Source organism: Rummeliibacillus sp. POC4, assembly GCF_003576525.1.
Classification (GTDB): domain Bacteria; phylum Bacillota; class Bacilli; order Bacillales_A; family Planococcaceae; genus Rummeliibacillus.
This window is the reverse complement of sequence record NZ_QWUA01000011.1, coordinates 1-25693: the sequence shown is the minus strand read 5'-3', so window position 1 is coordinate 25693 and position 25693 is coordinate 1. Positions and strand designations below refer to the sequence as shown.

Genomic DNA, 25693 nt, shown 5'->3' with positions numbered 1-25693 from the left:
AAAAAACGCATTATTGCAACGTTTGAAATGATTCTATTATATATACTTATATTTCTTATAGATTTCTTTTTAAGAAATAATAAAAAGTACCTTGCCCAATATTTTGAGTAAGGTACTTTTCTGTAAGTATTTATTTTTAATCGATTCAATTTCAACGATGAACAAAACTAGTTCATTTGATTAAAACTTAAATGCTGAACCTACTTCTGTATCATCGTCTAATATCATTATGCCTCTTACTTGTGGTGCATTTGGAATACCTAATTCACGAGCAGAGCACATCATACCGTATGAATCAACACCTCGTAATGCAGATTCTTTAATGACCATTCCAGATGGCATTACAGCACCTACTTTGGCAACGACTACATGTTGTCCTTCTGCAACATTTGGAGCGCCACATACAATTTGTAATAGTTCATCTTCACCAACATCCACTTTACAGATATGTAGTTTGTCAGCGTTAGGATGTTCTGCTACTTCTTGCACAAAACCAACTACAAATTTTGGTGTTAAGTCTACATCAAGACTTACGTTCGCACCACTTTTGGCAATAATGTCTTCTAATTGAGCAACAAGTTCTTTTGTCACTTCCACATTTCCTACTTCTTCTATTGTGAGATAATGACTAGCATTAAAAAGGTTAAAACCTTTTACTTCACCTGTTGCTCCTTCTTTTAGTAAGACTAGGTCTCCATGTCTTTCTAATTCAGTTTTGACAATTGCTTCTGTAGCTAGTTGGACTAGTAATACGTCACCTACATGCACTTTGTTGTACGATACGATCATTTTTTTTCTTGCTCCTTTTTCACTCTGTTTTTCGCTAGGATGAAGATTGGCTCTAAGTGACCTTCTTCATAGACAAAGGACAATGATGTAATAGGCACTGTTCCAATTGTGAAGAAATGCATGGTCATTTGAGCTAAAACATCATACCCTGTATTATTGCGAATATCACCGATAATCAGTACATCTTGATGAGGTACTGAAATGGTCATATCTCCTTCAATTTTACCACGCATTTCTTTTAAGAACGCATCATTTAAAATACGACTTGCATCATATCCATCATTTTCGTTTAAAAAGTAAAAGATATTACCTGCAACTTCGTCCTTTTTAACTTTAGTTGGTAATTTACGTACTTGAAAGCGCGCAGATTCCTTTATTCGTTCTACAGGGACATCAAGCTTTTTCACCATATCTTCATCGATTAAGCGATACGTATTACCAAGGTCAAGTGCATAGTAAATTCTTGTTTCAGCAGTATGCTCTGTTGTGATAAATGCGTGACCTTCTTTTGTTTTTTTAGGAAAAGATCCAGAACGAATCACTGGGTAAATATTAGTTAAATCGTGAAAGCCTCGCTCCTTTTCCTTTTTCATCGCTGCAAAAGTTTGTTCAATCGTATAAACGACCTCATCAATTGCTTTTTCTTTTCGTTCGTCATATTTTGTTAGAATATCGCCTAAAAAAAGGTCCATCCCTTTTCCTAATTCAAGATCTTCTAATCGTAACTTATTTGTTTTTGAATCTAACTTCCATTCAAAGTGAGCTTCACCTAGACGCTCTTTTAAAAGATTCATTAACTCCTGTGCTGACATCTGGTTACTCACCTCATTAACAATAACTTATTGTTCTTGTATAAATTTTTCGATTTCTTCTTGAGTTTTACGGTCTTTAGAAACAAATCTACCTGTTTCTTTACCATTGTTATAAGCGATAAAACTTGGAATACCAAATACATTTTCTTCTCCACATAAATCGATAAATTCATCTCGGTCAACAGAGATGAAAGAAAAATCGCTGAATTTTTCTTCAACTGCAGGCATAAATGGCTCGATAAAACGACAGTCTTTACACCATCCAGCTTCAAATACGAAAACGTGTTTTCCTTGTTCTTTTAAAGAATTATATTGTTCGACTGATTGTAATTTTTCCATCTTTAAGACCTCACTTTTTTTTTAGTTGTACGGAGTTTGCAATAGTCATTAATTCAGGAATTATATTATTCATATCCTCTGTCTCTACATTTCCTGTAACTTTAACTCCACCTGTGCTTGCAATGACTTCGTAAGATTCTTTATCTTTTTTCAAAACAGTCGCAAAGCCAAAACGGCCATTTTTTTCATAAGTCTTTTCTTTAACAATTTCTTCTTTTTCGCTCGATTGCAATGCTTTATAGAAGTGTTGGCTTTTCTTTGATTCATCTGGATTATAAAAAATAGAATAAGTTCTTTTACCTTTCGATAAAATTACATTCGTTTCATCGGAAGAATTTTTAACTTTATAACCTTGTGGTAGATAAAATTGTAAATGTTCAGTTGATGCCGTACTACTTTTGGGTTTCGCATTGAAAATTGTGTCTGCATCTGAAAGTCCTTGCGATATTTGGGAATCCACTGAATTACCACATCCTGCAATATTCAATATAAAAAGCGTTGATACAAATAGTTTGGTACATTGACGGAACATATGTAATTCCTCCATTCGTACTTATACTATCTTTATTGTAAAATGGGAGATTTTCCTATGCAACTATCGCGCATTTCTTGCTATTTCGAGTATTTTTGATAAAAGAAATATTGGCCAACCAATTGTTGTAATATATGTTCAAACATTTCTTTTCTATCGATCATTCCATCAGTCAGAATACCAATAGCGCCACTATTTTGACGTGTATCTAGTTGATGAATAAAATCATCCATTACAGGACCTAACTCTCGACCTGCTAATATTTGATCTGCTATTTCTTTAGGTAATGGGATTTGAGCACCTGCAGCGGTAAAGACTTTTCCATTTTCTAAAGCTAAAGATCCCCAATTACATAAATACATGATATCGTCAATCATTGTGACACCGCCCTCTAAACCGAAAGCAAGGTTGGCATTTGTTTGTACCAATGCATTTCTCGAACGATTTATAGACCCTTTTCTAGTCTCTTCAGCTGACATAGGTTGCGCAGAAACGCCAGAATCTACCGAAATATGTTCAAATGTCAATATATCATGAAAATATTTTGTCATTACGGAAAGTACCGCACCAACTTTGGCTTTGTTTGTTGTACCAATTCCAACTTTCATCATGACACTTCCTAACTTCAAAAAATTAAAGGAGACTCCCAATCGGAAATCTCCTTTACTATAACAAATTATAGTTAGTTATATCCAGCTACTAAGCTTTTTTAGTGTAATCACCAATATCTAGCTATTGCGTATAGTTTCTAATGTTGAGTTGTCTGCATTTTTTACAAGTTTTACGATTAATTCTTTTGCTGCATCAATATCATCTGTATGAATAACAGAAGCATGTGAATGGATATAGCGAGAACAAATTCCGATTACTGTACTTGGAACACCTTCATTTGAAACGTGGACACTACCTGCATCTGTACCACCAGGTGAAACGAAGAATTGATATGGGATATTATTAGATTCAGCAGTATCTAATACATATTCACGCATTCCTTTATGAGTAACCATCGTACGGTCATAAATTCGAAGTAATGGCCCTTTACCTAGTTGACCAAATTGGTTCTTATCCCCTGACACATCATTTGCAGGACTTGCATCTAATGCAAAGAATAAGTCTGGTTTGATCAGATTAGCAGAAACCTTTGCTCCCCTTAAACCAACTTCTTCCATCACATTTGCACCTGAGTACAATGTATTTGGTAATTTTTCGTCTTTTAGTTCTTTTAATAATTCGATGGCTAAACCACAGCCATATCGGTTATCCCATGCTTTTGCCATAATCTTCTTAGGATTTGCCATTGGCGTAAACGGACATACAGGGATGATTGATTGACCTGGACGTACACCTAATTTAATTGCATCTTCCTTATCATCAGCACCAATATCAATCAACATATTACTAATTTCCATTGGTTTTGACTGCATTTCTGGTGTTAGCAAATGTTTGGGAACAGAAGAGATTACACCTGGAATTGGACCATTTGATGTATATACTTCCACTCTTTGTGCTAGCATTACTTGGTTCCACCAACCACCAAGAGTTTGGAAACGAATCATACCCTTATCTGTAATTTGAGTGACCATAAATGCTACTTCATCCATATGACCTGCAACTAAAATACGCGGACCATTTTCATCGCCTTTTTTAAGTCCAAAGATTCCCCCTAAATTGTCTTGGACAATTTCATCAGCATACTTTGATAATTCTTGGCGCATATAAGCTCGAACTGCATGCTCATTTCCTGGAGCACCTGGTAATTCTGTAAGTGTTTTAAACATTTCAAGCATATCTTGTTTCACTATAAAAGCCTCCCTTAGAGCATTCATTTCTATTGTAGACAAAATAAAAAGAAAATTCTACTCATTCTATTTCGAAATTCGAAGTTTTTTACAAAAATAAGGACTTTTCATTCATCTAATTTTCACACATTGAACAGTTATGTTAAACTAATGGCATATACAAAAGGAGGCGTATCAAATGAAATTACAGGATTTCTTGCTAGGAATTGCGACAGGAATTGCTACTGCATATGTTATTAAAGAAGCCAGTGAAAAAGTAAGTCCATACAAAAATGCTAATTCAGTTTTAGATGATATTAAAGATGCGTTTAAAACTCAGGGGCCAATAGATGGATCATGGATTTTCATGGAGCCTCAGTTATTCCACAAGGAAAGTATTGAAATTCCAGTATATAAAGGCGGAATCTCTCGAGTTGAAGATGGAGAAGCTGTCAATTTTGAATTTGCTGCAGATGCAAGAACAGGTTCTGTTGTTGATTTGGTAAGAGTATAAAAAAGTAATTATTATAAATAATGTAATGGGACTTTCCCAAAAGTAAAAAAGTACAATTCAAAACAAATTTGAATTGTACTTTTTGTTTTCATATAAAACTTACTTTTAGTATAGCTATTTCGCTGTATGCGATTCTCTTATTCGTGGTAGTTCATCAATTATATTCTTTCCAGCAGCATCCCATTTGATCAAGCGTTTGTAAGCATCATGATAGAAACTAACCCAATAACCGTTTTCTAAGATTTCTTTTACTAATTTTTCTTTTGCAAAGACAGAATTCATAGGATAGTCATCATAGGCCATTACCCATAAAGGATTTTGATGTGCGTGAGTTGGCATAATGTCCGCCATGTGTATGATTGTTTCACCTTTTTGCGCTAAACGGATAATACAATGCCCATCACTATGTCCACCTGTATGAACCATCAAAATACCTGGTAAAACTTCTAATTGCCCCTCGAATGGTACAACTTGATCAACGATTGGCTTCCAATTTTCAGCCCAATATGTGTTGGCTGAACGAATATTCGGTTCACGCATCTCATCCCACTCTATTTGAGAAACGAATATAGAAGCATTTGCAAATGTAGGGATTAACTTATTATCTTGCCATTTTGTTAATCCACATGCATGGTCGAAATGTAGATGTGTCATTAATACATAATCAATATCATCCGTTGATAACCCTAGTTCTTGTAAACTTATATCAATCTTTGATTGTTCTTTTACACCATAATTACGCAGTTGCTTTTCTGTAAATTTCCCATTTCCTACCCCAGAATCGATTAACAAATTTTTTCCCTGGTATTCTATTAATATTGGGTCTGTTCGCAATTCGATTTGGTTATTTTCATTTCCTGGATATTTCCGTGACCATAACGGCTTTGGCACAACTCCAAACATAGCCCCTCCATCTAAATAAGTAACTCCTCCATTTAACCAAGTTAACTTCATATCATGGAATTGAAATGTATCCATACTATGAATCCCCCTTTGTGTATTTTCACTCATCGCTAGTAATGCGAGATGCTTCATATAATTGTAACATGTTATAAAATACTTGTACTATTTACTTTAAAATTAGACAAAATTTTCTATAATATAATAAAATAGATAATTATATCTATTATTTCTGTAAAATATAGTTATAAAGGTTCAATACCAAAAGCTTTTTCATGAAAAAAGGGGGATGCTTTATGGAAATTCACACTGATTTTGAAATGATATGTGAGCACTACCTAGAATTATTGACAAAAATCGAAAAAATCAATACGGAAGACTTTTCATCAAAAGCCTTGCAAAAAGAACTGTGTATACAATTACACCAATTAGAAAAAGAAATAATACTTCAATCTCAAATACATATGAAGTAAAAAAGAGGTGTCTTAAATGTTTGTACAATTTAAGACACCTCTTAATGGTATTTACGCTATCAATCATAGTCGTTATTCAGAAACTTATTTTGTTTGAAATTGAGCTTCTAAACGATAGATTGGTTGCCCTTTAGAAGAAAATTTTTCTTCATATTCTGTCATCACGTTATCTTCTGGCATTTCTTGATGCAAATCAAGAGATACATAGTTAAGTTTCATACCATAGTGTGACATGCTCACTAGAGAGAATTCAAATAATCCGCGGTTATCTGTTTTGAAATGTACTTCTCCATTGTCTATTAACACTGATTCATATAATTTTAAAAAGTTCTTATGTGTTAATCGTCTTTTAGCATGTCGAGTTTTTGGCCAAGGATCAGAAAAGTTTAAATATAAACGATCTACATCATTTTTGGCAAAATACTTTAGTAAATCTGCACCATTCACCATAAGTAATCGAACATTTTTTGGTGTCCCAGCTGCTATCACTTTTTCTGCAGCTTTCACAATTACACTATCAAATAATTCTATGCCTAGATAATTGATCTCTGGATTTTGCAATGCCATACCAGTTATAAATTGTCCTTTTCCTGAACCTACCTCAATATGCAAAGGATTATCATTTCCAAATAGCTTCTGCCAATTTCCTTTATATTGCTCTGGATCAGGAATGATAATTTCAGAATGTTCTTTTATAAAATCTGCTGCCCATGGTTTGTGTCGAACTCTCAATGTATTTCCTCATTTCTATATTTTTCATACAACTCAACATTTAATTATTCAAGAAAATAATATCTTAGTCAAGGAGACTTTCTAGCTAGTTTCCAGGAATCTGATAATTTTACTTTGAATAATTTCATTAAATGTAAATTCTGCTTCAAGCATATTCACTATCAGTATGTGCAATGACATTGTCATCCATAATTTTTAAGATATAATTGGTTATCTGCAAATAATCTATAGAGGCTGTTATGAATGATTTTCAACAGTATGGTCAGGTGAAAGCAATGGTTCATCATCTGAATCTAATCTGTGGTAAGAAGTTGTTTGCACCTTATCTAGTAAGAATTGAACAGCTTTAAACTGCATAAGTTTCATCGGTGATGGATTTTTACTCAAATGACTAAACCAATCTGTGTATTTTCTTTTATCAACAAATTCGACACCAAAACTAGATCCAGGATAGTCAATGTAACCATTTCTAGAAAGTACAACTTTACGGATAGGTAAGTCAATTTCGTTCTTACGGAAAATCTGTTTTATAACGGATTCCATGCGATTTAGTCCAATAAGCGGACTGAGAACTTTTTTATCGATTTTCCCTACTTTTTTCTTCCAAAATCTATTACTGTCTCCAACAAACACCGCTTGCACTTCTTCTTCAAGTACTTGGATACAATAACAATCAGTTGGTGTTAGTAAAATGATTCCTAATTCAACAGGTGCCTTTTTCACTTGAAGAATTGGATAGTAAAATAGAAAATAACTATCTGGCAGACGTTGTGTAAATGCTCTTAGTAATGAATCACGATAATATTTTGGTTCTACATACGACTTTTCTCGAAGTGTTGAACTTGCCCATTTAAGCTGAAACTGAAATAGTTGATCTATATACATTTTTTTCAGTTCTTCAATTGTTTGTGGATAATAGATGATTGTAGGTTGAAACATAAAAGCAGTTTCCTCTTCAGGTATAACATCTTCATCTGGTTGTGTATGTAACTCTTCAGATAAGTCATTAAGAAAATCTCCCTTATCACCGATATCGTTACTTTCTTCCCAAGGATCTAATTTCTTTTTTCTTTTAAAAGATAATATTCGTTGAATAAAACGATTGTGTGGTTTTTCTTCAATTTCTTCATGCTCCCACTGTGGGATTTCCTCACCAGATTGCCACTCGCTTTTCATACGTTCCCATTGCATTCTTTTTAATCTAACAAATTGGGTTGGGTATCTTTTTAAATCACTTTGATAGCGTGAAACATAATCTTGTAGTTTAACTAATTGTGCCATATCATTTTCTCCCCAAAGTTTGAAATAAACAGAAAGTTATATAAATCTATTTTACCACGATAGCAGTAGAAAAAAAGGGATATATGAACCACTTGAGTCAATTCCATAAATTAGTTTCTAATTATAAAATCATAAAAATAATTAAACATCGAACATTCAAATATGATATGTTCGATGTTCAAAGGACCGAATTCACATAACTTGTTGTACTTTTTCTTCAAATGCTTGTTGTATTTTCCGTGTAAAATCACCAGGTTTACCTGAATTTATAATAGAATCATCTATTTTTATGATTGGTGTTATTTCAGAAGTGGTAGATGATAAGAAGACCTCATCCATTTGTAATAGTTCTTCTTTTGTCATAGGCTCCTCTACAACTTGTATGCCTAATTCTTGGCAACATTTCATCACAACCTGGCGTGTAATCCCATTTAAAATATATTGGTTTGTTGGATGTGTATATAATACACCGTTCTTAATACCGTAAATATTAGAAGAAGATCCCTCTGTAACTATCTCTCCGCGATGTTGAATGGCTTCATAACAGTTAGCCTCGTGCGCCTTTTGCTTAGCAAGAACATTGCCAAGTAAATTTAAACTTTTTATATCACATCGTAGCCAACGTATATCTTCAACAAGAATGGCACTAACGCCATTACGGTGATTATTGACAGGTCTTTCTGCCGTTTGCGTATAAGCGATCAAAACAGGTTCAGTAGGCTCAATAGGAAAAGCATGATTTCTTGGCGAAACTCCCCTTGTTATTTGTAGATAAATATGTCCATCGGTTAACTCATTTTCTTCTACAAGATCGTAAAGCATTTTATGTAAAACATCTTTTGTATATGGGATTACTAGACGAATTTCTTCTGCACTTCGGTATAACCTATCGATATGCTCTGTTGGGGTAAATAAATTCCCATTATAGACTTTAATGACTTCATATATCCCGTCACCAAATTGATATCCCCTATCATTAATAGACAGTTTCATCTGGTCATTGTCAATTAAATCATTATTTAATAACATTTTTTCCATTCATTTTGCACTCCTTATTTTTTTATTTCTTTTCATTATACACAAAGAAAAGATGTGGTGAGATACAAATTCACCACATCTTTTTATCTATTTTGAAGTCAAGCTTATCTTTTCTGGCTTGCTGTATTCTAGATAAACCGAAGAAATACGGATAAAGCTTTCTGTTGTATTGAAGATTTGATTTGTTTTCAATAAATCCTTTTCCTCATCTGATAATACATCCTTAATCTCATCATATTGTTCTCCTGGGCCTGTATTTTTCCAAGCAATAAATTGAATTGCTCGTCCAACGTTGGTAAAAGTGTTATCACGTATTTTAGGATTAATCGCCCCACTTGATAAAATCCCTCTTTTTTTAGGATTACCAACTGCGACGTTTCGAATATCATTCTTTTCAATAGTTGGGGTTTTCCAATTCATCACTCTTATTGCATCATTTCTCATCGTATCAATCGTATTTCCTCTAATAACTACATTCGTGTGAAGATGTCCTCCTGAATATTTGTGAGTTCCTATTGAGCGATCCAAATTTTTAAATACGTTATTAATGATGTTCACACGATTATTCGCTGTACAATCAAAATTACTCCATTTCGAACTCCAACCTAGTGTTGTTTTATCAGGAGTATCAATATTAATCGCTTCTTTAATATTTCGGTCTGATGGTTTAGAATCGATAAATTGGTTATTTTCAATTGTGACATCTTCAGAGGCATCCATTTCGATAAAATGACCAGCATTCATATTACGAAATTCAATATTAGAAATATGAACATTTTTGTTATGGCCCATAATAATTGCAAAGCTACTTAGCTTATAATTCAGATTAAAAACAACTTTTCCTTTTCCGATAAAGCTTATGTTTTTTTCACCATTATGTCCGCTTACAACTCGTTCTTTTTTAGATAAAGATGGACGAATCAGTTGGAAAATAGAGCTAGAAGGATTCATAACTGTTGTACCAGTTTCATCACCTTTTCTAATTTCCGTGCCATCTTCAAATTCTAATGTTACATTTGACGGAACATATAGCACATTTGAAATTGTATATAAGCCCTTTGAGAAAATAATTTTCCCTCCACCTTGTTTTTCAAGTTGCTCCATATAAGAACGTAGTGCATAGTATTGTTTCGTTTCTGGAGTGTAGGAAGCGCGCAAAAGAAATTCTTTGTTAAGAGTTGGTGATTCAGGGGTTACTCTATATTCTCTTTTTCCAATATCATTCATATTCGTTATTTCAATTTTTTCTACTGGCTCCGTCGAATTATTCTCAATCTGCATATTATATTCTTCTAAATCTCTTCCTTGATTTGATGCAAGAGCTTTTTTCGTTCCTAATGTGACCGTATTATTATTTGATGGTTCATTTAAATCATTTTGTGCAGCTAAAAATACGGCAATTTGCATATTTGTAAATTGATTGAGCTGTATGATTGGTTTATAAGTACCTTTCACAAAAATCCCATAATCCCCATTTACAGAATCAATCTTATTATTTTCAATAGTAGGCAACTTCCAATTTTTCATAACGATTGCGCTAGCAGTTGTATTTTTAATTGTATTATTTAAAATTTTCACTTTAGAGTGAAAAATATCTACAGTAAATTGGTTGGAACTTATTGCTTCATAAACTCCATCAAATTTATTTTTTTCGATTAATACTTGTGAATTTGGAGTTTCATCATACATACTCCATCCAACTTTATACGTTCCATAAGAAAAGTCAGCTGCTTCAATACTAATTGACGGCTTGGATTTAGATTTTCCCTTTGTGAAAGTATTATTAATGATTTTCGAATTCTTCGTTGCCACTAACTGAATAAAATATCCTTCGTTTGCATTTTGAAATTTGATATTGCTTATTGTAAGGTTTTGGTTATGCCCTGTAATAATACCATTCACCTTTTCTTCATCTTTCAAATCGATAGTTGCCTTACCATTACTTGTTATCGTAATATTTTTGGAACCCGTATACCCATCATGAAGATCTCCATTCTTTTGGATACTAGGGGCTACTAGCTGAAACATGGATTTTGAAGGTTTCAATGAATTGCCTGTTTCCATACTTTTTTCTAATACCACACCATTATTTAATCGTATAGTGACATTTGATGGTACAAATAATGTATTTGTTATTTTATATGTACCTTTTTTTAATATTAAGGTTCCTCCTCCATTAACTTCTAACATTTCAAGATAGGACCTCAGTGTATAATAATTTTTTGTTTTGGATGAATATGTTCTATATTTTTTCATCTTTTGATTTATAGGAGTCGTACTTGGAGAAATTGTGTAAGTTTTCTGGCTGGCTAATGCGATTAAATCGTTATTTTTAAGATATAAAATACTAAACAGAATGCATAAAGATGCTATGTATATACTAATTTTAATCATTTTCTTCATGGTAAAATCACTCCTTCTTTAAAATAAGTTTTGATTTACTATTTGATCGATTGATGCGACATTTAACTATCCTAATCACCTTCTATCAATAATTATTTGTACTTGTTTAACCTTATTATTTGCGATAAGAATATTGTTATTCTGCTGTTATCAAATTTACTAAAAAACGAATTTATCCATTCCCTATACTTGGATGAACTCTAAACTCATAACATATCCTAAAAATTAAAACAGCCCTCATTTAAAGAAAACATGAGGACTGTAATTATATTTTACCATTTATTTGGCATATATGGAAGACTACTAGTTATTTTTTGTGCCTAATTCGACAATAGCATCAGCATAAATCGCTGCTGCTTTAACAAGATTTTCGATTACTACATATTCGTCTGCTTGGTGAGCTAAATCAGGTTCTCCAGGGAATAACATACCGAATGCTACGCCAGTTTCTAATTCCCGTGCATAAGTACCACCACCGATAGATAGCAGTTCAGCTTTTTCTCCTGTATTTCGTTCATATACTTTTGAAAGTTTTTGAATTAGTTCTTCTTTTGGATCTACATAATGTGGTTTAGAATCATCAACTACATCAAGCGCAAAGCCAAGTTTTGCTACAGTAGAGCTTGCAGCTGTAATCTTTTCTTCATATGGATAAGATACAGAATAGCGCATACTTACATCAACTTGACCGCCTTTACCTTCTTCAAAAGTAACTACCCCAGCATTTAAAGTCGTATCCCCTGACATCTCATCTTTGAATGCAAGATCTAATGCACGACCACGAGATTCATTTGCAAAACCGGTTACTAAGAATTGAGTAAATTCTTTTGACTGTGGTGTTGTAAATACGGTGTTCAAATATTGAGCTAATTTTACAGCTGCATTAATACCAGCATTTGGTTCCATCGCATGTGCGGAACGACCTTTTATCGATAATTTAAACCCATCTGAAGTTTCTTCAATGTTTCCTTCTAATTCAGCAAAATTCAAATAAGCATTAAACGTCAATTCAAATTCTTCTGGTACATTTCGAACAATGGCTTCAGCAAAATCTGGTACCATATTAATACGGTGACCTGCATGGAATGATACTAGTTGTTCTTTTTCTTGTGATTTAGATTGTTGGCGGAATGAAATTTCAGCAATTCCTTTTTCAGCATTAATAATTGGGAAATCAGCATCCGGCGCAAATCCTAATGTTGGCATTTCTTCTTTTTCTATATAACGCTTAACACAGCGGAAACCAGTTTCTTCATCTGAGCCAACGATCATTCGAACTCTACGATCTAATTTAATGCCTGCGTCTTTGACCATTTTCATAGCTAACCATGCTGCCATCGTTGGTCCTTTATCATCAATAGACCCACGACCAAATAATTTACCATCTTCTACAACAGCACCAAATGGAGGATGTATCCAATCACTACCAGCAGGAACAACATCGACATGACAAAGGATACCGACTAATTCTTCACCTTCACCCATTTCGATATAACCAACCATATTATCGATCAATTTTGTTTTTAACCCTTGGCTTTTACCTTGTTCAAGCATCCAGTCCAATGCTTCTTTTGGTCCTTTACCAAATGGAGCATCAGCAGAAACTGTACTTTCATCTAACACACTGTTTATTTGTACTAATTCTTGTAAATTGCCAATTAACTCATCTTGGCGTTGTTGGGCATTTTTTAACCAATCCATTAAAATTTCCTCCTTTAAATAACTAATTACTATTTTACACCCTTTCATTCTTTCCACATAGGAATATCAAAAATCCGTATATTAAAGTAAATTTTTGATATTTCATTCGAGTTTAAAGACTTGTACTTTGTTACAAACATAAAAACTTAATCAAAAGTATGGAAAAGTCAAGTAACATTCGCTATAATGAAATTGTCAGACAATAAAGTCTGACCATTAAAATTGAAAAGGGGATGTCTAAGGCAAACTAAATTAGGAGCCTGAATACCTCACAATTATTTTCGTCCGCTAGTCTTGAGAAATAAGATGAAGGAGTGGTTCACCAATGAAACCAACCACTGATCGGATGCTTAATCGGATAAAAGATGTGTATATGTACATTCATAGTAAAGGTACTGTGACTACGCAAGATTTAGTCGATGAATTCGGCATCACTCCTCGCACCATTCAAAGAGATTTGAATGTGTTAGCCTTTAACGATTTGGTCGAAAGCCCAAGTCGTGGCAAATGGACAACGACGCGTAAGAAAGTGAAAATGACATCTTAGAAAGGTTCAACGAGTTGGATCTCACGCTTTTCGTTGAATGGACGGTCAACTCGCCATATGCTGGTGGCAAATTCGTCTAACATGTTAATACGCAAATTATGAACGTTTAAAAAAAGAATGACCTTGCTGCGTCGCTCGGTCATTCTTTTTATTTTTATTTTATTTTAAATGCTGAGGGCGCTCGATTAAGGAAGATAGCCTAAGTTCGCCACGTCCTGTGGCAACGGCTATCTGACCCACTTCCTGTGGTCCCGCGACAAGCACTGGAAGGCCCGAATCGAAAGCATCTTCTCAGCTTTCGAATGAGGGTCTGAAGTGTCTCGAGCAGCTAGCGCCCGAAGCTGGATATCTTTTTATGCTGAGGGAACTCATTCTGTTAACGAATACTCTCAATTTCTTCAGCAGTTAGCTCTCGGTATTCTCCTAATTTCAATCTATCGTCTAACAACAAATTCCCCATTGATAATCGTTTTAGATAAATCACCTTTTTACCTACTGCTTCGAACATTCTCTTCACCTGATGAAATTTCCCTTCTGAAATTTCCAACTCAATTTCAGAAATCTCACCAGAATTTATAATTGTTAGTTTACCAGGTTTCGTATGATATCCATCATCTAAAATTACGCCTTGGCGAAACTGTTCTATATCTTCATTTACTACTCTACCGTCCACTCTTGCATAATACACTTTTGGAACGTGCTTTTTCGGAGACAATAAGTTATGTGCTAAAACTCCATCATTCGTGATTAATAAGAATCCTTCTGTATCCTTATCCAATCTTCCTACTGGGAAAGGATTGAAATGTGCATGAACTGGATCAAGCAAATCAATTACAGTTTGATCATATAGATCTTCTGTAGCAGAAATCACACCTGCTGGCTTATTCATCATTAAGTAGATATATTCTTGATAGATGACTCTCTCACCAAGCACTGTGACACTTTGCTTGTCTGGATCAACGTGGAGTGATACATCTTTTGCTACCACCCCATCAATAGATACTGCCTTCATCTTTAGCAGTTTCTTCACTTCTTTACGTGAACCATAACCCATATTTGATAATAATTTATCTAAACGCATTGCTACCTCCTAAAGTCCAAATTTACGACCAATTTTAGTAATTTTTTCACCAAGTAGTTTTTGCGCTAGTCCAATTCGTAAAGATAAAAAGCCATAAACAACTACAGCGATAGTAATACATATAACCAAATATAAAAGCGCAAGTAATTTCGAATGCGCAACGCCGAACATCAATACTAATACTTTATGTGTCACAATGACAAATGCTGCCATAATAATCGTTAATGCAATAATGAGTATAGAACGTCTTATAACCATTTTAGATTTATAATTTAAGGCTTTTTTCAAAACAATGATATTGATCAAAATTGAGATTAAATAGCCAATCGCTGTTGCCATAATAGCACCTTTTGTTTCAAACGATTGGATTAAAGGAATGTTAATCGCTAATTTAACTAAAATTCCCGTTAATAAACTAAAGACAATCCATTTTTGATAATCAATTCCTTGTAATAATGCAGCAGTAACCTGGAACAAAGCAAAGAGAATGGCTACTGGTGCATAGAAAGCTAATATGCTAGAACCCATAGCACTTTCTGAATACAATAAATGATATATATCTGTAGATAACAACGAAATACCCACTACAGCAGGCAATGTGACAAATAATAAGACTTGATAGGTCTTGTCCATTGCATTGATCAATGCACCATTTTGTTTTCTTGTATAGTAGTTTGTAATTGCCGGTACTAATGCCATCGAAAAACCAGTTGCAAGCATTACCGGAATGATAACAATTTTCTGTGTTGTAAAGTTTAACATACCCAAATACTCATCCGAAACTTTTGCTAAACCAATATTAGACATTGCGGTATTAAATGTTAACATATCTACTAATTGAAAAAGCGGGTTCGCAATCCCCACAAATACATAAGGAATAGAATATGTGATAACTTCTTTATAAATACTTGTATATGATAATTGACCTGATGATACACTGCTTTTCAACTTTAGATCGAACTCTGGCTTTAACCTACGCCAATAATACCAAAGCGCAATTAAGCCTGCTAGTGCTCCGATAAATGCTGAAAATACAGCAAATGAAATAGCTGTTTGTGCTTTTCCATTAAAAACTCGCATTACAAGGAAAGCGCCTACTAATAGAACAATAATACGAATAATTTGTTCTACCAGTTGTGAAATTGCTGTAGGCTCCATATGATCATAGCCTTGGAAAAATCCGCGAACCAAACTCATAAATGGCACAACGATTAATGCAAAGCTGATCCATCGAATAACCCCTGCAATTTGTGATACTGTAAACACTTGCTCTTCATCTTTAATGACTAGATGCGCAATTGGATCTGCTAATAAAAACAAAGCCAAAAATGTTACAAAACCAGTAAGCGTCATAATCATCAAGCCTGATTTTACAAGCTTTCTACCGGACGCATAATCACCTAGACTGTTATATTTTGCTACAAACTTTGATACTGCAATCGGTGCACCTGATATTGCTACCGATAGCATAATTGTATAAGGAACATAGGCATACGAATACAATGCCACATTTTCTTGCCCAATAATGGCGTAAAACGGGAATATATAAACGAGGCCTAGTACCTTTGATAAAAACATGCCAATGGTTAATATGGCAGTGCCTTTCATTAAAGATGACATAATACCCTTCCAATCTATCCAATTCTAATAAACCTAAATTTTAGTTTACAACTCGTCATACAATTACTCAAATAGTTTCTTTACTTCGTGTATAATTAATTAAAAAAAGAGAAAGTGAGTTCGCCAAATGTATGACTATGATGTAATTGTAATCGGTGGTGGTCCATCCGGTCTAATGGCTGCTATTGCCGCTGGTACTGAAAAAAAGAAAGTCCTTCTACTAGAGAAGGGTAATAAGTTAGGACGTAAATTAGCGATCTCGGGAGGTGGGCGATGTAATGTTACCAATCGTCTACCAATTGATGAAATCGTCAAAAATATTCCAGGAAATGGACGTTTTTTATATAGTCCGTTCACTGTATATAACAATGAAGATATAATTGCCTTTTTTGAAAATCTCGGTGTTGCGTTAAAAGAAGAAGATCACGGTCGAATGTTTCCCGTCTCAAATCGTGCACAAGATGTTGTCGATGCTATGCTACACGAGTTAAGTCGACTAAAGGTAGAAATTCGCCAAAATACTCCTGTCGCTAAATTATTGATGGATGATGAGAAAATCCTTGGCGTTCGTTTAAGAGATGGTCAAGAGATTAAAGCTGGTGCAGTTGTTGTTGCTGTTGGTGGAAAAGCCGTTCCAAAAACAGGTTCCACAGGTGATGGCTATCCATGGGCTGAAAAAGCTGGTCATATTGTTACAGAACTTTTCCCAACAGAAGTTCCCTTACTTTCCAATGAGACGTTTATACGAAGCAAAGAGTTGCAAGGATTAGCACTGAGAGATGCAATAATTTCTGTTTTAAATAAAAAAGGAAAACCAATAATCTCACATCAAATGGACATGCTTTTTACACACTTTGGATTGAGTGGTCCTGCAATTTTACGTTGTAGTCAATTTGTGGTAAAAGAAATGAAGAAAAACGGAGGAAATCCTGTTACTATCCGAATACAAGCTTTAACTGAATATAATGCAGAATCAGCATTTCAACTGTTGCTTAAATTAGCAAAAGCTGAACCGAAAAAAGCTTTAAAAAATGTCTGGAAAGGGCTTACCCCAGAACGCTGGCTACTATTCTTAATGGCTAAAGCTAACATTGATGAATCATTAACTGGCGCAGACCTTTCAGCTGAGCAAGCTAGACATCTTGCTAAAAATCTTGTTGGTTTTGAAATGACTGTCAATGGCACACAACCATTAGAAAAAGCTTTTGTCACTGGAGGTGGGGTATCTACGAAAGAAATTGAACCTAAAACAATGGCTTCCAAAAAGAAAAATGGGCTCTATTTTTGTGGTGAAATATTAGATATCCACGGCTATACTGGAGGCTATAATATCACCTCTGCATTAGTTACAGGGAGAATTGCTGGGATGAATGCTGCTCAATATACTAGTGAATAATATAATAAGAGTAGATAAAAAGCATGAAAATAATATGGAGATTGCCAAAAAGTTTTTGTGCAATCCCCTTATTATTTTTATCAATCAATATAAATTATTTCTAGTTAAAGATATGAACACTTAGAAAAATTATATGTGGAGTATTCATATTATTAAGTTTCGCGTACGGATTTCCATGAACTTGACTTAAATCTTCGCGTGGAAACACATAACTTTGCCACGAAGTCATTGCCACTGAATATGTTTTTTTAGCTTTGACTTAAAACATTCCTGCTGCTTTTCCGTAGAACATTGAATTAATTTCCTCAATCTTCCTCGCTAAGTAAAAAGTGCTGCACGTATTTTAAAGAACTCTATTCTGCAGCAAAGTAAATAAACAAAAATAATTTGAACTTAGTTATCACTATTAAAATTATAGTATACTAATTTTGCTTAATTATTTTTTCATATTCTTCAAATTCTTCATATAGTTTTAAAGCTCTTCTTAGTTGAGATTTTACAAAAGGACTCATTCCTTGGAACATTTGGTTTTCTTGCAACTGTCTATTCAGATTATATATATCACTAATTACTATTTTTTCTATGCCTAATAAACGTTTAATTCTTTTAAGTCTATTTAATACATCTCTAGCTGATCGTTCTTTAAAATTTTTTTCTATAATTAAAAAGCCAAGAAAATTCTCCATTTTATCCCCCCCTTTTTATAGAAAACATTTTGAATGTGCTATCTGAAATAACCTCACTTATATCTTCGCCTAAATGCTTTTCTATTAATTCATTTATCATTTCATAACTTAAATCACGAACATTATAATTAATACAATTATAAAGTAATTCCGCAAAAGTATTTGCTTTAATTATTACTATTTCAGAATCTCTTATATCTTCTAATACTGCAGGTACATATCTCGAAGTAACAATAACGGTGTATTGAGCACCAATTTTCATTCGATGACTTCGTAACCGTCCAGCATTTAAATTAGTAAGCTTATTTTTTGTAGATTTTGCATCAACTGCAAACTTAATATTTTTTGTAATGTACATACACTCGATATCGGTATTACCAGCGCCTCCAATAAGTTCCGCATCTACATCATAAAACATATTAAATCCCTCAGTTAAAGCTTTTTCAAATAAATAAGCATCTCCTTTATTAGAGTTTTGTGAGTAGTAATCAATTTTCTTAGGTAAACTCGCCAAACTTAATATAGCTTGACTGCTAATACTATCAGTATCTTTATCATTTATTTCATCAAGTAATTCCTTTGGAAAAAAATTAAATATTTCCTTTTTAATGTCCTTGATCATTCTATTAGAATCATTCAGATATACTATATCATCAAAAACAGAATAATTAGTTTCAAGGATATCTACAAATTTAATTACATCACTATTTATTGACACATTATTCTTAGTGATTTTTCTAAAAGTTGTACTTTTCCCATGTTGCAACTTAGTAATAACTTCACCATTAGTAAAATTTAATATTCCTATATCAGAAATTAATTGAGAAGCATAATAATCCCACTCATGAGCAGCATTTACATATGCATGTTGAAGTTCATTATTTCTTTTAAAAAGCTTTGTAATTTCTTCGTTATTCAATTTTCGTAATTTCAAAATACTATTTATAATATCTTCATATACTAACTTATCCACCTTTTTAATAAAAAACAAAACATACTCAACTTCAAAAGCCTGAAGATAATTCTCCAACCTATTATCCCGTAATAACTTGAAGATTAAACGGTATGGATACACTTCAAATGATCGATCTGTACCACCATATGGATGAGGAAATTGAATTGCCCAAAGCATGGTTAAAAAAATCTTTTTTACTTTTTTTGGGTCATCTAAGTGTTTTAATAACAAATTGCCTAATGGGCTAAATAAAAACCTATTAACTCCATCAACTTTTTCTTTATATCCAAACATGTAATATTCTAATGTGTTAATTCTATGGTTCATCGCATCCAATGGTATCTCATTTATTTGTGAATTGGTATTACGTCCTCGATACGAACCTAACTGTCTTAATTTTACCAATAATTCTCTTTTTATCGTTAGACCACTAAATTGCCTTATATAGTGTCTATATAGTGTCATTCAAAGAATTACTATGTATAAATTTGTATATATGAGGATCTTGTAATATCAATACGAATCAATGGAGCATAATGGTTTGGATACCAGTCGAAGTTATTAAATCTAAAGCATTGTCCTTTTAAAAACCAAGATCCTAAAAATAAAAATAAAATCAAAGCTATCAACCTCTGATTTTACCTTCTTTATAATTTGAACAATTCAAGTAAATACCTCAAGAACATAATTTTCAATTTCTCTTTTAATATATTGATCGAAGGTATTTAATCTTACGCCATTTTGGATTTTATCTCTTAAAGTAGATATAAATTGCCGGTTAGCATGATCCTGAAAATCACCTTGAACCAATCCATTCAAAAGCTCTACAAATCGTTTTTTAGATTTCCCTTCCAATTCCATTTTCAAAGGAATACCATGACCTTTTTCACCTTGAAGGAGGTTTTTTTCATATGGAACGGCTACTATATTGCTTACACCATTTACTAAGCTTGGATCTCCTGTTAATAATATTCCCGCTTTACCAACATGAATATTAAATAAGCCTGTTATTCTTTGGTTTTCCTCGGAGATTAAGGTAACCTTCTCTTTTCTATAATCTACTATTGAATCAATAAATTTCGCAACAGTCGGATGGACATTTAACTCAACCTCTATTGTTCGTTCATCATCATCCACTGACAATTCATCTTCATATTCAACTAATCTTACTGTTCCTTTTTGAACAGGAATTTCTGAATCTCTTAAAATTACTTTTGCAATTTCCATATAAAATCAGCTCCTAAACCCGAGCAATCTGTAATTGTATAGACGGTACTTTTTTTGTATTGGTATACGTTTTATCTTCGTGTCTAAAATCCAGTTCATAACATCCATTATTTGTTCAGGCATATCCATTTCTATTTCTTGTTGAAAAATGTCAATCGAATGCTCCCATTGATTCATTTTTTCAGTGTTTTTTAAAAATGTATTTAATTGAGATGCTAGTGATTCGTTTGGATTCATCTCAAATACTAATTGATGTTTTTTTAAATAGGTTAGATTAATCTTTTCTTGTCCAGGAAGATAAGAATGGACAAAAATCGGAAGTCTTTTTCTTAAAGCTTCGCTTATTGTTACGCCACCTGGTTTTGTTATAATGGCATCAACCTTATCATAGAGTTCGTTCATTTTTTCTCGTGAGGAGATATATGGTAAAGGTTGAATGTTATCATTATCCCAAGAGTTTATCTCATCATAGAGTTCTTCATTGTTACCACAAAGGACGATAAAATGATATTGATTTACGTTTTTCAGCTCAGTAGACAACTTTAATATTCCACCTAATCCGCTGTTTCCCCCTGCTATCAATATTAATGGCTTCACACTATGAAAATCCCTATGCGTAGTTTTCTTAATCTCTTCATGAACAGGAATGCCTGTCACGATAATTCGCTCATTTGGAATACGATACATATCTATTAAATTTTCTTTTACCTCTTTACTAGGTACAAAATGAAGATCTATGCCATCTTTAGCCCAAAAATTATTAATGAAAAAATCTGTATATGCATTAATAACAGGAATATTGCATCTTCCTATCCTTTTTAGTTTACTTACAAGATACGAAGGAAAACCATGCGTACATACGATTAAATCTGGCTTTTCCACTGTGATTAAATCATACATTTTCCTTAAGAAAAATCGTTCGTAAAATTTAGTAGGATTTTTCGAATCGTTAGAAGGCGAAAAGCGTTTTTTGTATACATAATCATAGGACTTTGGCGCAATATTAATCCATTTTATATAATTCTTTGAGATTACTTTTTCTAATGTTTTACTTGAATAGCTCATTATATCTATTTTCTTTAATATAATATTTTCGTCTCTTATTTTAATCATATCCATTATTGTGTCTGCAACTTGATGATGACCAGATTGCATTCGTAAGAGTGGTAAGAACAGAATTTTCTTCATTTTTTGCTGCTCCTTTTTACGACCTAATTTTCGCTCATTGTGAATTAGAAAACTACTTCTAAATTAGAAAATGCATAGTTTTTATTTAACAATTTGACAATATCACGTTTTTTCTAAAATCTTGCAGTTTTAATGTATTTTTAATTTTACTTTTATGCTTTAAGTCAACTTTCAGCAACTAATCCGCCATACTATATTAACAAATAATTCCGGAATTTCTGATTAAATTAAGCTATTATTTAAAATAAGCTAAATAAAAACGTAAGAAGATTGATATAAATTCATTCTTACGTTTTTTTATTTCTGTTTCCTCTTATTTTTGTAGATTATTTTTTTCCATAATAGATGAACTAAATATAGCACAAAAAGGAAAACACCTAAATAAGGAACATACTTTGGATTGATATAAATCACTCTAGCAGTATAGTAACCAGCTAAAATAATGGGTATAGTCCAAATCACGCTACCAATTAAGGAGAATAGAAAAAATTGGCGAAATGGAAAATGTGCAATTCCCGCAAAGTAAGGACTAATTTGGCGAACACCTGGTAAGTAAAAGCCAAACGTTATTGCTTTACGGGCATTCGCTTTATATCTATTCTCTATTACACTCCATTTTTCCTTTGTTAGCCCAATATGTCTTCCAAACCTATCTATAAATGGTTTGCCTAAGTACTTGCCAAAATAATAAGCAGTAAGCATCCCGATAAATGCACCCAGTTCTGAGTAAACTAAAGCAGAACCCATTGCAAGATGATGATGACTGATTAAAATGCCCGTTAAAAACAATAATGATTCTTCAGGTGCAGGAATCCCAACAATTCCAAAAAACAAACAGATAAATAGAATGATATAGCCGTACGAATTGATATATTCTGTAATGACATCTATACTCATAAATCCCTCTCTAACTCTTTTAATGTAATAAATTGAATGCCCTTTTGTTTAGATTCTTCTAAGAATATGTCTAAGTTTTGAATCATATATCCAGGTGCATCTTCCTCAGCACCTAATGTATCACCATTATCATGAAGAACAAATATGACTCCTTCGTTTGCTGAAGCACGTAATTCTTCTAAGAGACCATTTTGGGCTTTCTCCACTTTCCAATCCCCAAAAATGTATGACCACATTATTTTAGTGTATTTTTTACTAACAATTAATGTGAATACATTAAAATGCCCCCATGGTGGTCTATAAAACGAAACCTTTTGACCAGTGCATTCTGTTATCGCTTTTTCTGTCATTTCAAGTTGTTTTTTTAGTTTAAACGGTGACAAGATCCAGCTTGAAATGTGTTCGTAGCTATGAATACCAATTGTGTGACCTTCATCAGCCATACGTTTAATAATTTCAGGATACTTTTTTACATTGCTCCCGATGACAAAAAATGTAACTTTTACATCATATTTTTTCAATACGTCTAATAATTGTGGAGTGAATTTTGGATTTGGACCATCATCAAAAGTAATGGCCATTTCTTTTCTATGAATTCGTTTTACTATTCCCCATTCAAATACACGAATGAGGACAGTTGGAATTGCTCCATAGCAAAAGAACAATAATATTACAATACCAATCCCTATCAGTACATAAGACACTTATCTAACAGCTCTTTTCAATTTTTTAGTTTTTATGTGGGAGGAAGAGTTCTATTTCCGTTCCTACGCCTTCTTTACTCTTTACTTTAATCTCACCATCATGTTGTTTCATAATATTTTTTGCAATTGCTAGACCAAGCCCTGTGCCACCAGTTTCTCTACTCCTTGCTTTATCTACCCGATAGAATCTCTCGAATATATTGTCTATCTCACTTTCTGAAATACCAATACCATAGTCTTTTACTCGGATAATCGTATCATTTTCCCGACTCTCTAGATATATATCGATTCGATCTTTACTGTATTTAATCGCATTATCAAGAAGTATGATGATTACCTGCTTAAGTTTCAATTCATCGGCAATAACTGTGATCAGTTCTTCATCGTGATGAAGTATTATTTCTCTTTTATATGTTCTTTGTAATTGTTTTACAATGTCTTTACTAAGTGTGATCAAATCAATTGTTGTTTTTTCTAAACTATTTTCTGATTCCGTATTTGCTAAATCTAAAAATTTTTCTGCCATTGTCTGAATTCTAGTCGCCTCAGAATGGATAACGCCCACCGCATCAAGCGCTACTTCTTCATTTTGTATACCATGTCTTCTTAAAAAATCAGCGTAACTTTTGATAACAGTAATAGGTGTCTTTAGTTCATGTGAAGCATCAGAAATGAATTGCTGTTGTTTATCAATATTATCATCTAATCGATCCATCATTCTATTGAAAGTTACGGCCATTTTCTGCAATTCATCTTTTGGCTGTCCTTCAATAGTCATTCGTTTTGTAATACCACTTTTCTCTATTTCTTCCATCGTATCGATCATATTTGATACAGGTCGAATAAGAATATTCGCTAACCATTTGCCCCCTATAAGAGATATTAAAGCTCCTAATATTGTACAAGCAACTAAAATTGATAGCAATACGTCTTTCCCTAACTCTAATCCAACTAACCTTTCGCCAATTTCAAGGGTCTCAATAACTTGCCCGTTAAATTCTATCGGAATACTCACAACAAGCATTTGTTCTTCCCCTTGCGCCATTCTTACTAAATATCGATTTGAAGTTGTTTTTGTGACGAACTTTCCTTTTATCTTATTGGCGAATTGTTTATTGTTTGTTACTTGGTTGATAATTTTGGATTGACGATCAATAATTCGAATAAAAGATCCATTCGTTAAATACTTCGACAATTTCTCTTTGATCACTTCATTTGAATCTCCATTATTAATATCCTCTAAAATTGCATCTGCATTTTGAAGAACTACTTTTTCTTCCACATTTACTGTCACTTTCAAAAAGGAGTAAAAGACTGCGATATTAACAACAACCAATACAAAAATAATCCATGCTGTAGTAATTAGATTAATCTTATTGGTAATTTTCATATTCTACTCCTCCTTTACTATATACCCCACGCCCCTTACTGTTTGAATAATAGGGGTACTGGTAAACCCTTCATCTACTTTCTTTCTTAAATGCCATATATAGACGTCAATGACATTGGTATCCCCTTCATACTCATAATCCCACACATCTTTTATAATATTTTCCCTTGTTACGATTGTATTTTTATGAGAAATTAGATAAACTAGTAAGTCAAATTCCTTTGGAGTTAAAGAAATCGCTGTATTCTCTCGAATCACTTCTCGTGTTTCTGTGTTAATCGATAAATCATTAAAGGTTAATATTTTATCCTTATCATTTGTTGCATTGGAAAGCATTTCAGTTTGTCGTAAACATGAACGAACTCTTGCCAGTAATTCTTCCATCTCAAATGGCTTCGTAATGTAATCATTAGCTCCTAAATCTAACCCTGTCACTTTATCCATAGTCAAATTGCGTGCTGTCAATAAGATAATCGCCAACGTATTATTTACTTTGCGAACTTTTCTTAACACTTCAATGCCATTCATCTCAGGCAACATAATATCTAATAGCATCAAATCGATTTTTCCTTGTAATGCTACTTCTAATCCAAATTTACCGTTATTTGCAACGACTACTTCATAGCCTTCGTATTCCAATTCTAGTTTTAATATTTTAGCGATTTGAACTTCGTCTTCCACGATCAAAATCCGCTTAACCATATTAGACT

At 33.2% G+C, this 25693-nt stretch carries 26 protein-coding genes; 4 read left to right on the top strand and 22 right to left on the bottom strand.

From position 1 onward, the window contains the following. Positions 1–180 precede the first annotated feature (180 nt). The 6 genes from ytpR to D1606_RS05720 all read right to left on the bottom strand — a co-directional run bounded on the left by ytpR (position 181) and on the right by D1606_RS05720 (position 4259). Positions 181–789, bottom strand: coding sequence for a YtpR family tRNA-binding protein (gene ytpR, locus D1606_RS05745; RefSeq protein WP_119415067.1), 609 nt, complete (start codon positions 787–789; stop codon positions 181–183). Next, positions 786–1601: a DUF1444 domain-containing protein gene (locus D1606_RS05740; protein ID WP_119415066.1), complete on the bottom strand. Its 816-nt coding sequence runs from the start codon at positions 1599–1601 to the stop codon at positions 786–788. The genes ytpR and D1606_RS05740 overlap by 4 nt, the downstream gene beginning before the upstream one ends. Positions 1602–1628: 27 nt before the next feature. Next, positions 1629–1940, bottom strand: a complete 312-nt coding sequence (locus tag D1606_RS05735) for a thioredoxin family protein (RefSeq protein ID WP_119415065.1) — start codon at positions 1938–1940, stop codon at positions 1629–1631. A gap of 10 nt (positions 1941–1950) precedes the next feature. Further along, positions 1951–2472: a hypothetical protein gene (locus D1606_RS05730; RefSeq protein ID WP_119415064.1), complete on the bottom strand. Its 522-nt coding sequence runs from the start codon at positions 2470–2472 to the stop codon at positions 1951–1953. A gap of 80 nt (positions 2473–2552) precedes the next feature. Beyond that, on the bottom strand, positions 2553–3080 hold the full coding sequence (locus D1606_RS05725; protein ID WP_119415063.1) for a DUF84 family protein: 528 nt from the start codon (positions 3078–3080) through the stop codon (positions 2553–2555). 120 nt (positions 3081–3200) lie between these two features. Beyond that, positions 3201–4259 carry a M42 family metallopeptidase gene (locus tag D1606_RS05720; protein ID WP_369973754.1) on the bottom strand — a complete coding sequence of 353 codons (1059 nt, stop codon included), beginning with the start codon at positions 4257–4259 and terminating at the stop codon, positions 3201–3203. A 190-nt stretch (positions 4260–4449) separates the two neighbouring features. Here D1606_RS05720 and D1606_RS05715 point away from each other — a divergent pair, with 190 nt between their 5' ends. Further along, entirely contained in the window at positions 4450–4764 is a 315-nt protein-coding gene (locus D1606_RS05715) for a hypothetical protein (RefSeq protein WP_119415061.1), read from the top strand. 114 nt (positions 4765–4878) lie between these two features. On the opposite strand, the gene D1606_RS05710 is transcribed toward D1606_RS05715, so the two are convergent. Continuing rightward, on the bottom strand, positions 4879–5742 hold the full coding sequence (locus D1606_RS05710; RefSeq protein WP_119415060.1) for a YtnP family quorum-quenching lactonase: 864 nt from the start codon (positions 5740–5742) through the stop codon (positions 4879–4881). Positions 5743–5960: 218 nt separating this feature from the next. Between D1606_RS05710 and D1606_RS18675 the strand changes: the two genes are divergently transcribed. Next, complete coding sequence (locus D1606_RS18675; protein ID WP_158582320.1) at positions 5961–6137, top strand: hypothetical protein; 177 nt, start codon at positions 5961–5963, stop codon at positions 6135–6137. Between the two features lie 84 nt (positions 6138–6221). Here the strand turns inward: D1606_RS18675 and trmB are convergent, their stop codons facing one another. The 5 genes from trmB to pepV form a co-directional block, all read right to left on the bottom strand. Continuing rightward, positions 6222–6869, bottom strand: coding sequence for a tRNA (guanosine(46)-N7)-methyltransferase TrmB (gene trmB, locus D1606_RS05705; RefSeq protein WP_119415059.1), 648 nt, complete (start codon positions 6867–6869; stop codon positions 6222–6224). A gap of 237 nt (positions 6870–7106) precedes the next feature. Next, complete coding sequence (locus D1606_RS05700; protein WP_119415058.1) at positions 7107–8150, bottom strand: NERD domain-containing protein; 1044 nt, start codon at positions 8148–8150, stop codon at positions 7107–7109. Between the two features lie 192 nt (positions 8151–8342). Next, positions 8343–9188 carry a D-amino-acid transaminase gene (gene dat / locus D1606_RS05695; RefSeq protein ID WP_119415057.1) on the bottom strand — a complete coding sequence of 282 codons (846 nt, stop codon included), beginning with the start codon at positions 9186–9188 and terminating at the stop codon, positions 8343–8345. 87 nt (positions 9189–9275) lie between these two features. Beyond that, positions 9276–11591: a right-handed parallel beta-helix repeat-containing protein gene (locus tag D1606_RS05690; RefSeq protein ID WP_119415056.1), complete on the bottom strand. Its 2316-nt coding sequence runs from the start codon at positions 11589–11591 to the stop codon at positions 9276–9278. Positions 11592–11894: 303 nt separating this feature from the next. Further along, the gene (gene pepV, locus D1606_RS05685; protein WP_119415055.1) at positions 11895–13292 is read right to left on the bottom strand and encodes a dipeptidase PepV; all 1398 of its coding nucleotides are present in this window, start codon (positions 13290–13292) and stop codon (positions 11895–11897) included. A 325-nt stretch (positions 13293–13617) separates the two neighbouring features. Here pepV and D1606_RS05680 point away from each other — a divergent pair, with 325 nt between their 5' ends. Next, entirely contained in the window at positions 13618–13839 is a 222-nt protein-coding gene (locus D1606_RS05680) for a DeoR family transcriptional regulator (RefSeq protein WP_119415054.1), read from the top strand. A 376-nt stretch (positions 13840–14215) separates the two neighbouring features. Here D1606_RS05680 and D1606_RS05675 read toward each other — a convergent pair whose 3' ends face one another. Next, positions 14216–14920, bottom strand: a complete 705-nt coding sequence (locus D1606_RS05675) for a pseudouridine synthase (protein ID WP_119415053.1) — start codon at positions 14918–14920, stop codon at positions 14216–14218. Positions 14921–14929: 9 nt separating this feature from the next. Further along, positions 14930–16540: a putative polysaccharide biosynthesis protein gene (locus tag D1606_RS05670; protein ID WP_119415052.1), complete on the bottom strand. Its 1611-nt coding sequence runs from the start codon at positions 16538–16540 to the stop codon at positions 14930–14932. A gap of 127 nt (positions 16541–16667) precedes the next feature. Between D1606_RS05670 and D1606_RS05665 the strand changes: the two genes are divergently transcribed. Beyond that, entirely contained in the window at positions 16668–17936 is a 1269-nt protein-coding gene (locus D1606_RS05665) for a BaiN/RdsA family NAD(P)/FAD-dependent oxidoreductase (RefSeq protein WP_119415051.1), read from the top strand. A 422-nt stretch (positions 17937–18358) separates the two neighbouring features. On the opposite strand, the gene D1606_RS05660 is transcribed toward D1606_RS05665, so the two are convergent. The 8 genes from D1606_RS05660 to D1606_RS05625 all read right to left on the bottom strand — a co-directional run bounded on the left by D1606_RS05660 (position 18359) and on the right by D1606_RS05625 (position 25685). After that, entirely contained in the window at positions 18359–18622 is a 264-nt protein-coding gene (locus tag D1606_RS05660) for a hypothetical protein (protein ID WP_119415050.1), read from the bottom strand. 1 nt (position 18623) lies between these two features. Continuing rightward, the gene (locus D1606_RS05655; protein WP_147414457.1) at positions 18624–19913 is read right to left on the bottom strand and encodes a restriction endonuclease; all 1290 of its coding nucleotides are present in this window, start codon (positions 19911–19913) and stop codon (positions 18624–18626) included. Between the two features lie 327 nt (positions 19914–20240). Continuing rightward, a complete protein-coding gene (locus tag D1606_RS05650; protein WP_119415048.1) occupies positions 20241–20804 on the bottom strand; it encodes a hypothetical protein in 564 nt (187 codons plus the stop codon). A gap of 6 nt (positions 20805–20810) precedes the next feature. Then, positions 20811–21992 carry an MGDG synthase family glycosyltransferase gene (locus D1606_RS05645; protein WP_119415047.1) on the bottom strand — a complete coding sequence of 394 codons (1182 nt, stop codon included), beginning with the start codon at positions 21990–21992 and terminating at the stop codon, positions 20811–20813. Between the two features lie 297 nt (positions 21993–22289). Continuing rightward, positions 22290–22889 (bottom strand): DedA family protein, encoded by a 600-nt coding sequence (locus tag D1606_RS05640; protein WP_119415046.1) that lies wholly within the window; start codon positions 22887–22889, stop codon positions 22290–22292. Continuing rightward, entirely contained in the window at positions 22886–23593 is a 708-nt protein-coding gene (locus D1606_RS05635; RefSeq protein WP_233548028.1) for a polysaccharide deacetylase family protein, read from the bottom strand. The genes D1606_RS05640 and D1606_RS05635 overlap by 4 nt, the downstream gene beginning before the upstream one ends. Before the next feature lie 25 nt (positions 23594–23618). After that, positions 23619–24983: a sensor histidine kinase gene (locus D1606_RS05630; protein ID WP_119415045.1), complete on the bottom strand. Its 1365-nt coding sequence runs from the start codon at positions 24981–24983 to the stop codon at positions 23619–23621. Between the two features lie 3 nt (positions 24984–24986). Further along, a complete protein-coding gene (locus D1606_RS05625; protein ID WP_119415112.1) occupies positions 24987–25685 on the bottom strand; it encodes a response regulator transcription factor in 699 nt (232 codons plus the stop codon). Between the last annotated feature and the right edge of the window lie 8 nt (positions 25686–25693).

Bases quoted from the DNA above. Each gene is read 5' to 3' on its own strand.
- D1606_RS05650 (WP_119415048.1), bottom strand. From the start codon at position 20,804: ATGGAAATTGCAAAAGTAATTTTAAGAGATTCAGAAATTCCTGTTCAA.
- dat (WP_119415057.1), bottom strand. From the start codon at position 9,188: ATGGAAAAAATGTTATTAAATAATGATTTAATTGACAATGACCAGATG.
- D1606_RS05725 (WP_119415063.1), bottom strand. From the start codon at position 3,080: ATGAAAGTTGGAATTGGTACAACAAACAAAGCCAAAGTTGGTGCGGTA.
- D1606_RS05645 (WP_119415047.1), bottom strand. From the start codon at position 21,992: ATGAAGAAAATTCTGTTCTTACCACTCTTACGAATGCAATCTGGTCAT.
- D1606_RS18675 (WP_158582320.1), top strand. From the start codon at position 5,961: ATGGAAATTCACACTGATTTTGAAATGATATGTGAGCACTACCTAGAA.
- D1606_RS05670 (WP_119415052.1), bottom strand. From the start codon at position 16,540: ATGTCATCTTTAATGAAAGGCACTGCCATATTAACCATTGGCATGTTT.
- ytpR (WP_119415067.1), bottom strand. From the start codon at position 789: ATGATCGTATCGTACAACAAAGTGCATGTAGGTGACGTATTACTAGTC.
- D1606_RS05660 (WP_119415050.1), bottom strand. From the start codon at position 18,622: ATGGAGAATTTTCTTGGCTTTTTAATTATAGAAAAAAATTTTAAAGAA.
- D1606_RS05675 (WP_119415053.1), bottom strand. From the start codon at position 14,920: ATGCGTTTAGATAAATTATTATCAAATATGGGTTATGGTTCACGTAAA.
- D1606_RS05715 (WP_119415061.1), top strand. From the start codon at position 4,450: ATGAAATTACAGGATTTCTTGCTAGGAATTGCGACAGGAATTGCTACT.
- D1606_RS05700 (WP_119415058.1), bottom strand. From the start codon at position 8,150: ATGGCACAATTAGTTAAACTACAAGATTATGTTTCACGCTATCAAAGT.
- D1606_RS05720 (WP_369973754.1), bottom strand. From the start codon at position 4,259: ATGCTTGAAATGTTTAAAACACTTACAGAATTACCAGGTGCTCCAGGA.
- pepV (WP_119415055.1), bottom strand. From the start codon at position 13,292: ATGGATTGGTTAAAAAATGCCCAACAACGCCAAGATGAGTTAATTGGC.
- D1606_RS05740 (WP_119415066.1), bottom strand. From the start codon at position 1,601: ATGTCAGCACAGGAGTTAATGAATCTTTTAAAAGAGCGTCTAGGTGAA.
- D1606_RS05680 (WP_119415054.1), top strand. From the start codon at position 13,618: ATGAAACCAACCACTGATCGGATGCTTAATCGGATAAAAGATGTGTAT.
- D1606_RS05640 (WP_119415046.1), bottom strand. From the start codon at position 22,889: ATGAGTATAGATGTCATTACAGAATATATCAATTCGTACGGCTATATC.
- D1606_RS05630 (WP_119415045.1), bottom strand. From the start codon at position 24,983: ATGAAAATTACCAATAAGATTAATCTAATTACTACAGCATGGATTATT.
- D1606_RS05730 (WP_119415064.1), bottom strand. From the start codon at position 2,472: ATGTTCCGTCAATGTACCAAACTATTTGTATCAACGCTTTTTATATTG.
- D1606_RS05690 (WP_119415056.1), bottom strand. From the start codon at position 11,591: ATGAAGAAAATGATTAAAATTAGTATATACATAGCATCTTTATGCATT.
- D1606_RS05735 (WP_119415065.1), bottom strand. From the start codon at position 1,940: ATGGAAAAATTACAATCAGTCGAACAATATAATTCTTTAAAAGAACAA.
- D1606_RS05710 (WP_119415060.1), bottom strand. From the start codon at position 5,742: ATGGATACATTTCAATTCCATGATATGAAGTTAACTTGGTTAAATGGA.
- D1606_RS05625 (WP_119415112.1), bottom strand. From the start codon at position 25,685: ATGGTTAAGCGGATTTTGATCGTGGAAGACGAAGTTCAAATCGCTAAA.
- D1606_RS05665 (WP_119415051.1), top strand. From the start codon at position 16,668: ATGTATGACTATGATGTAATTGTAATCGGTGGTGGTCCATCCGGTCTA.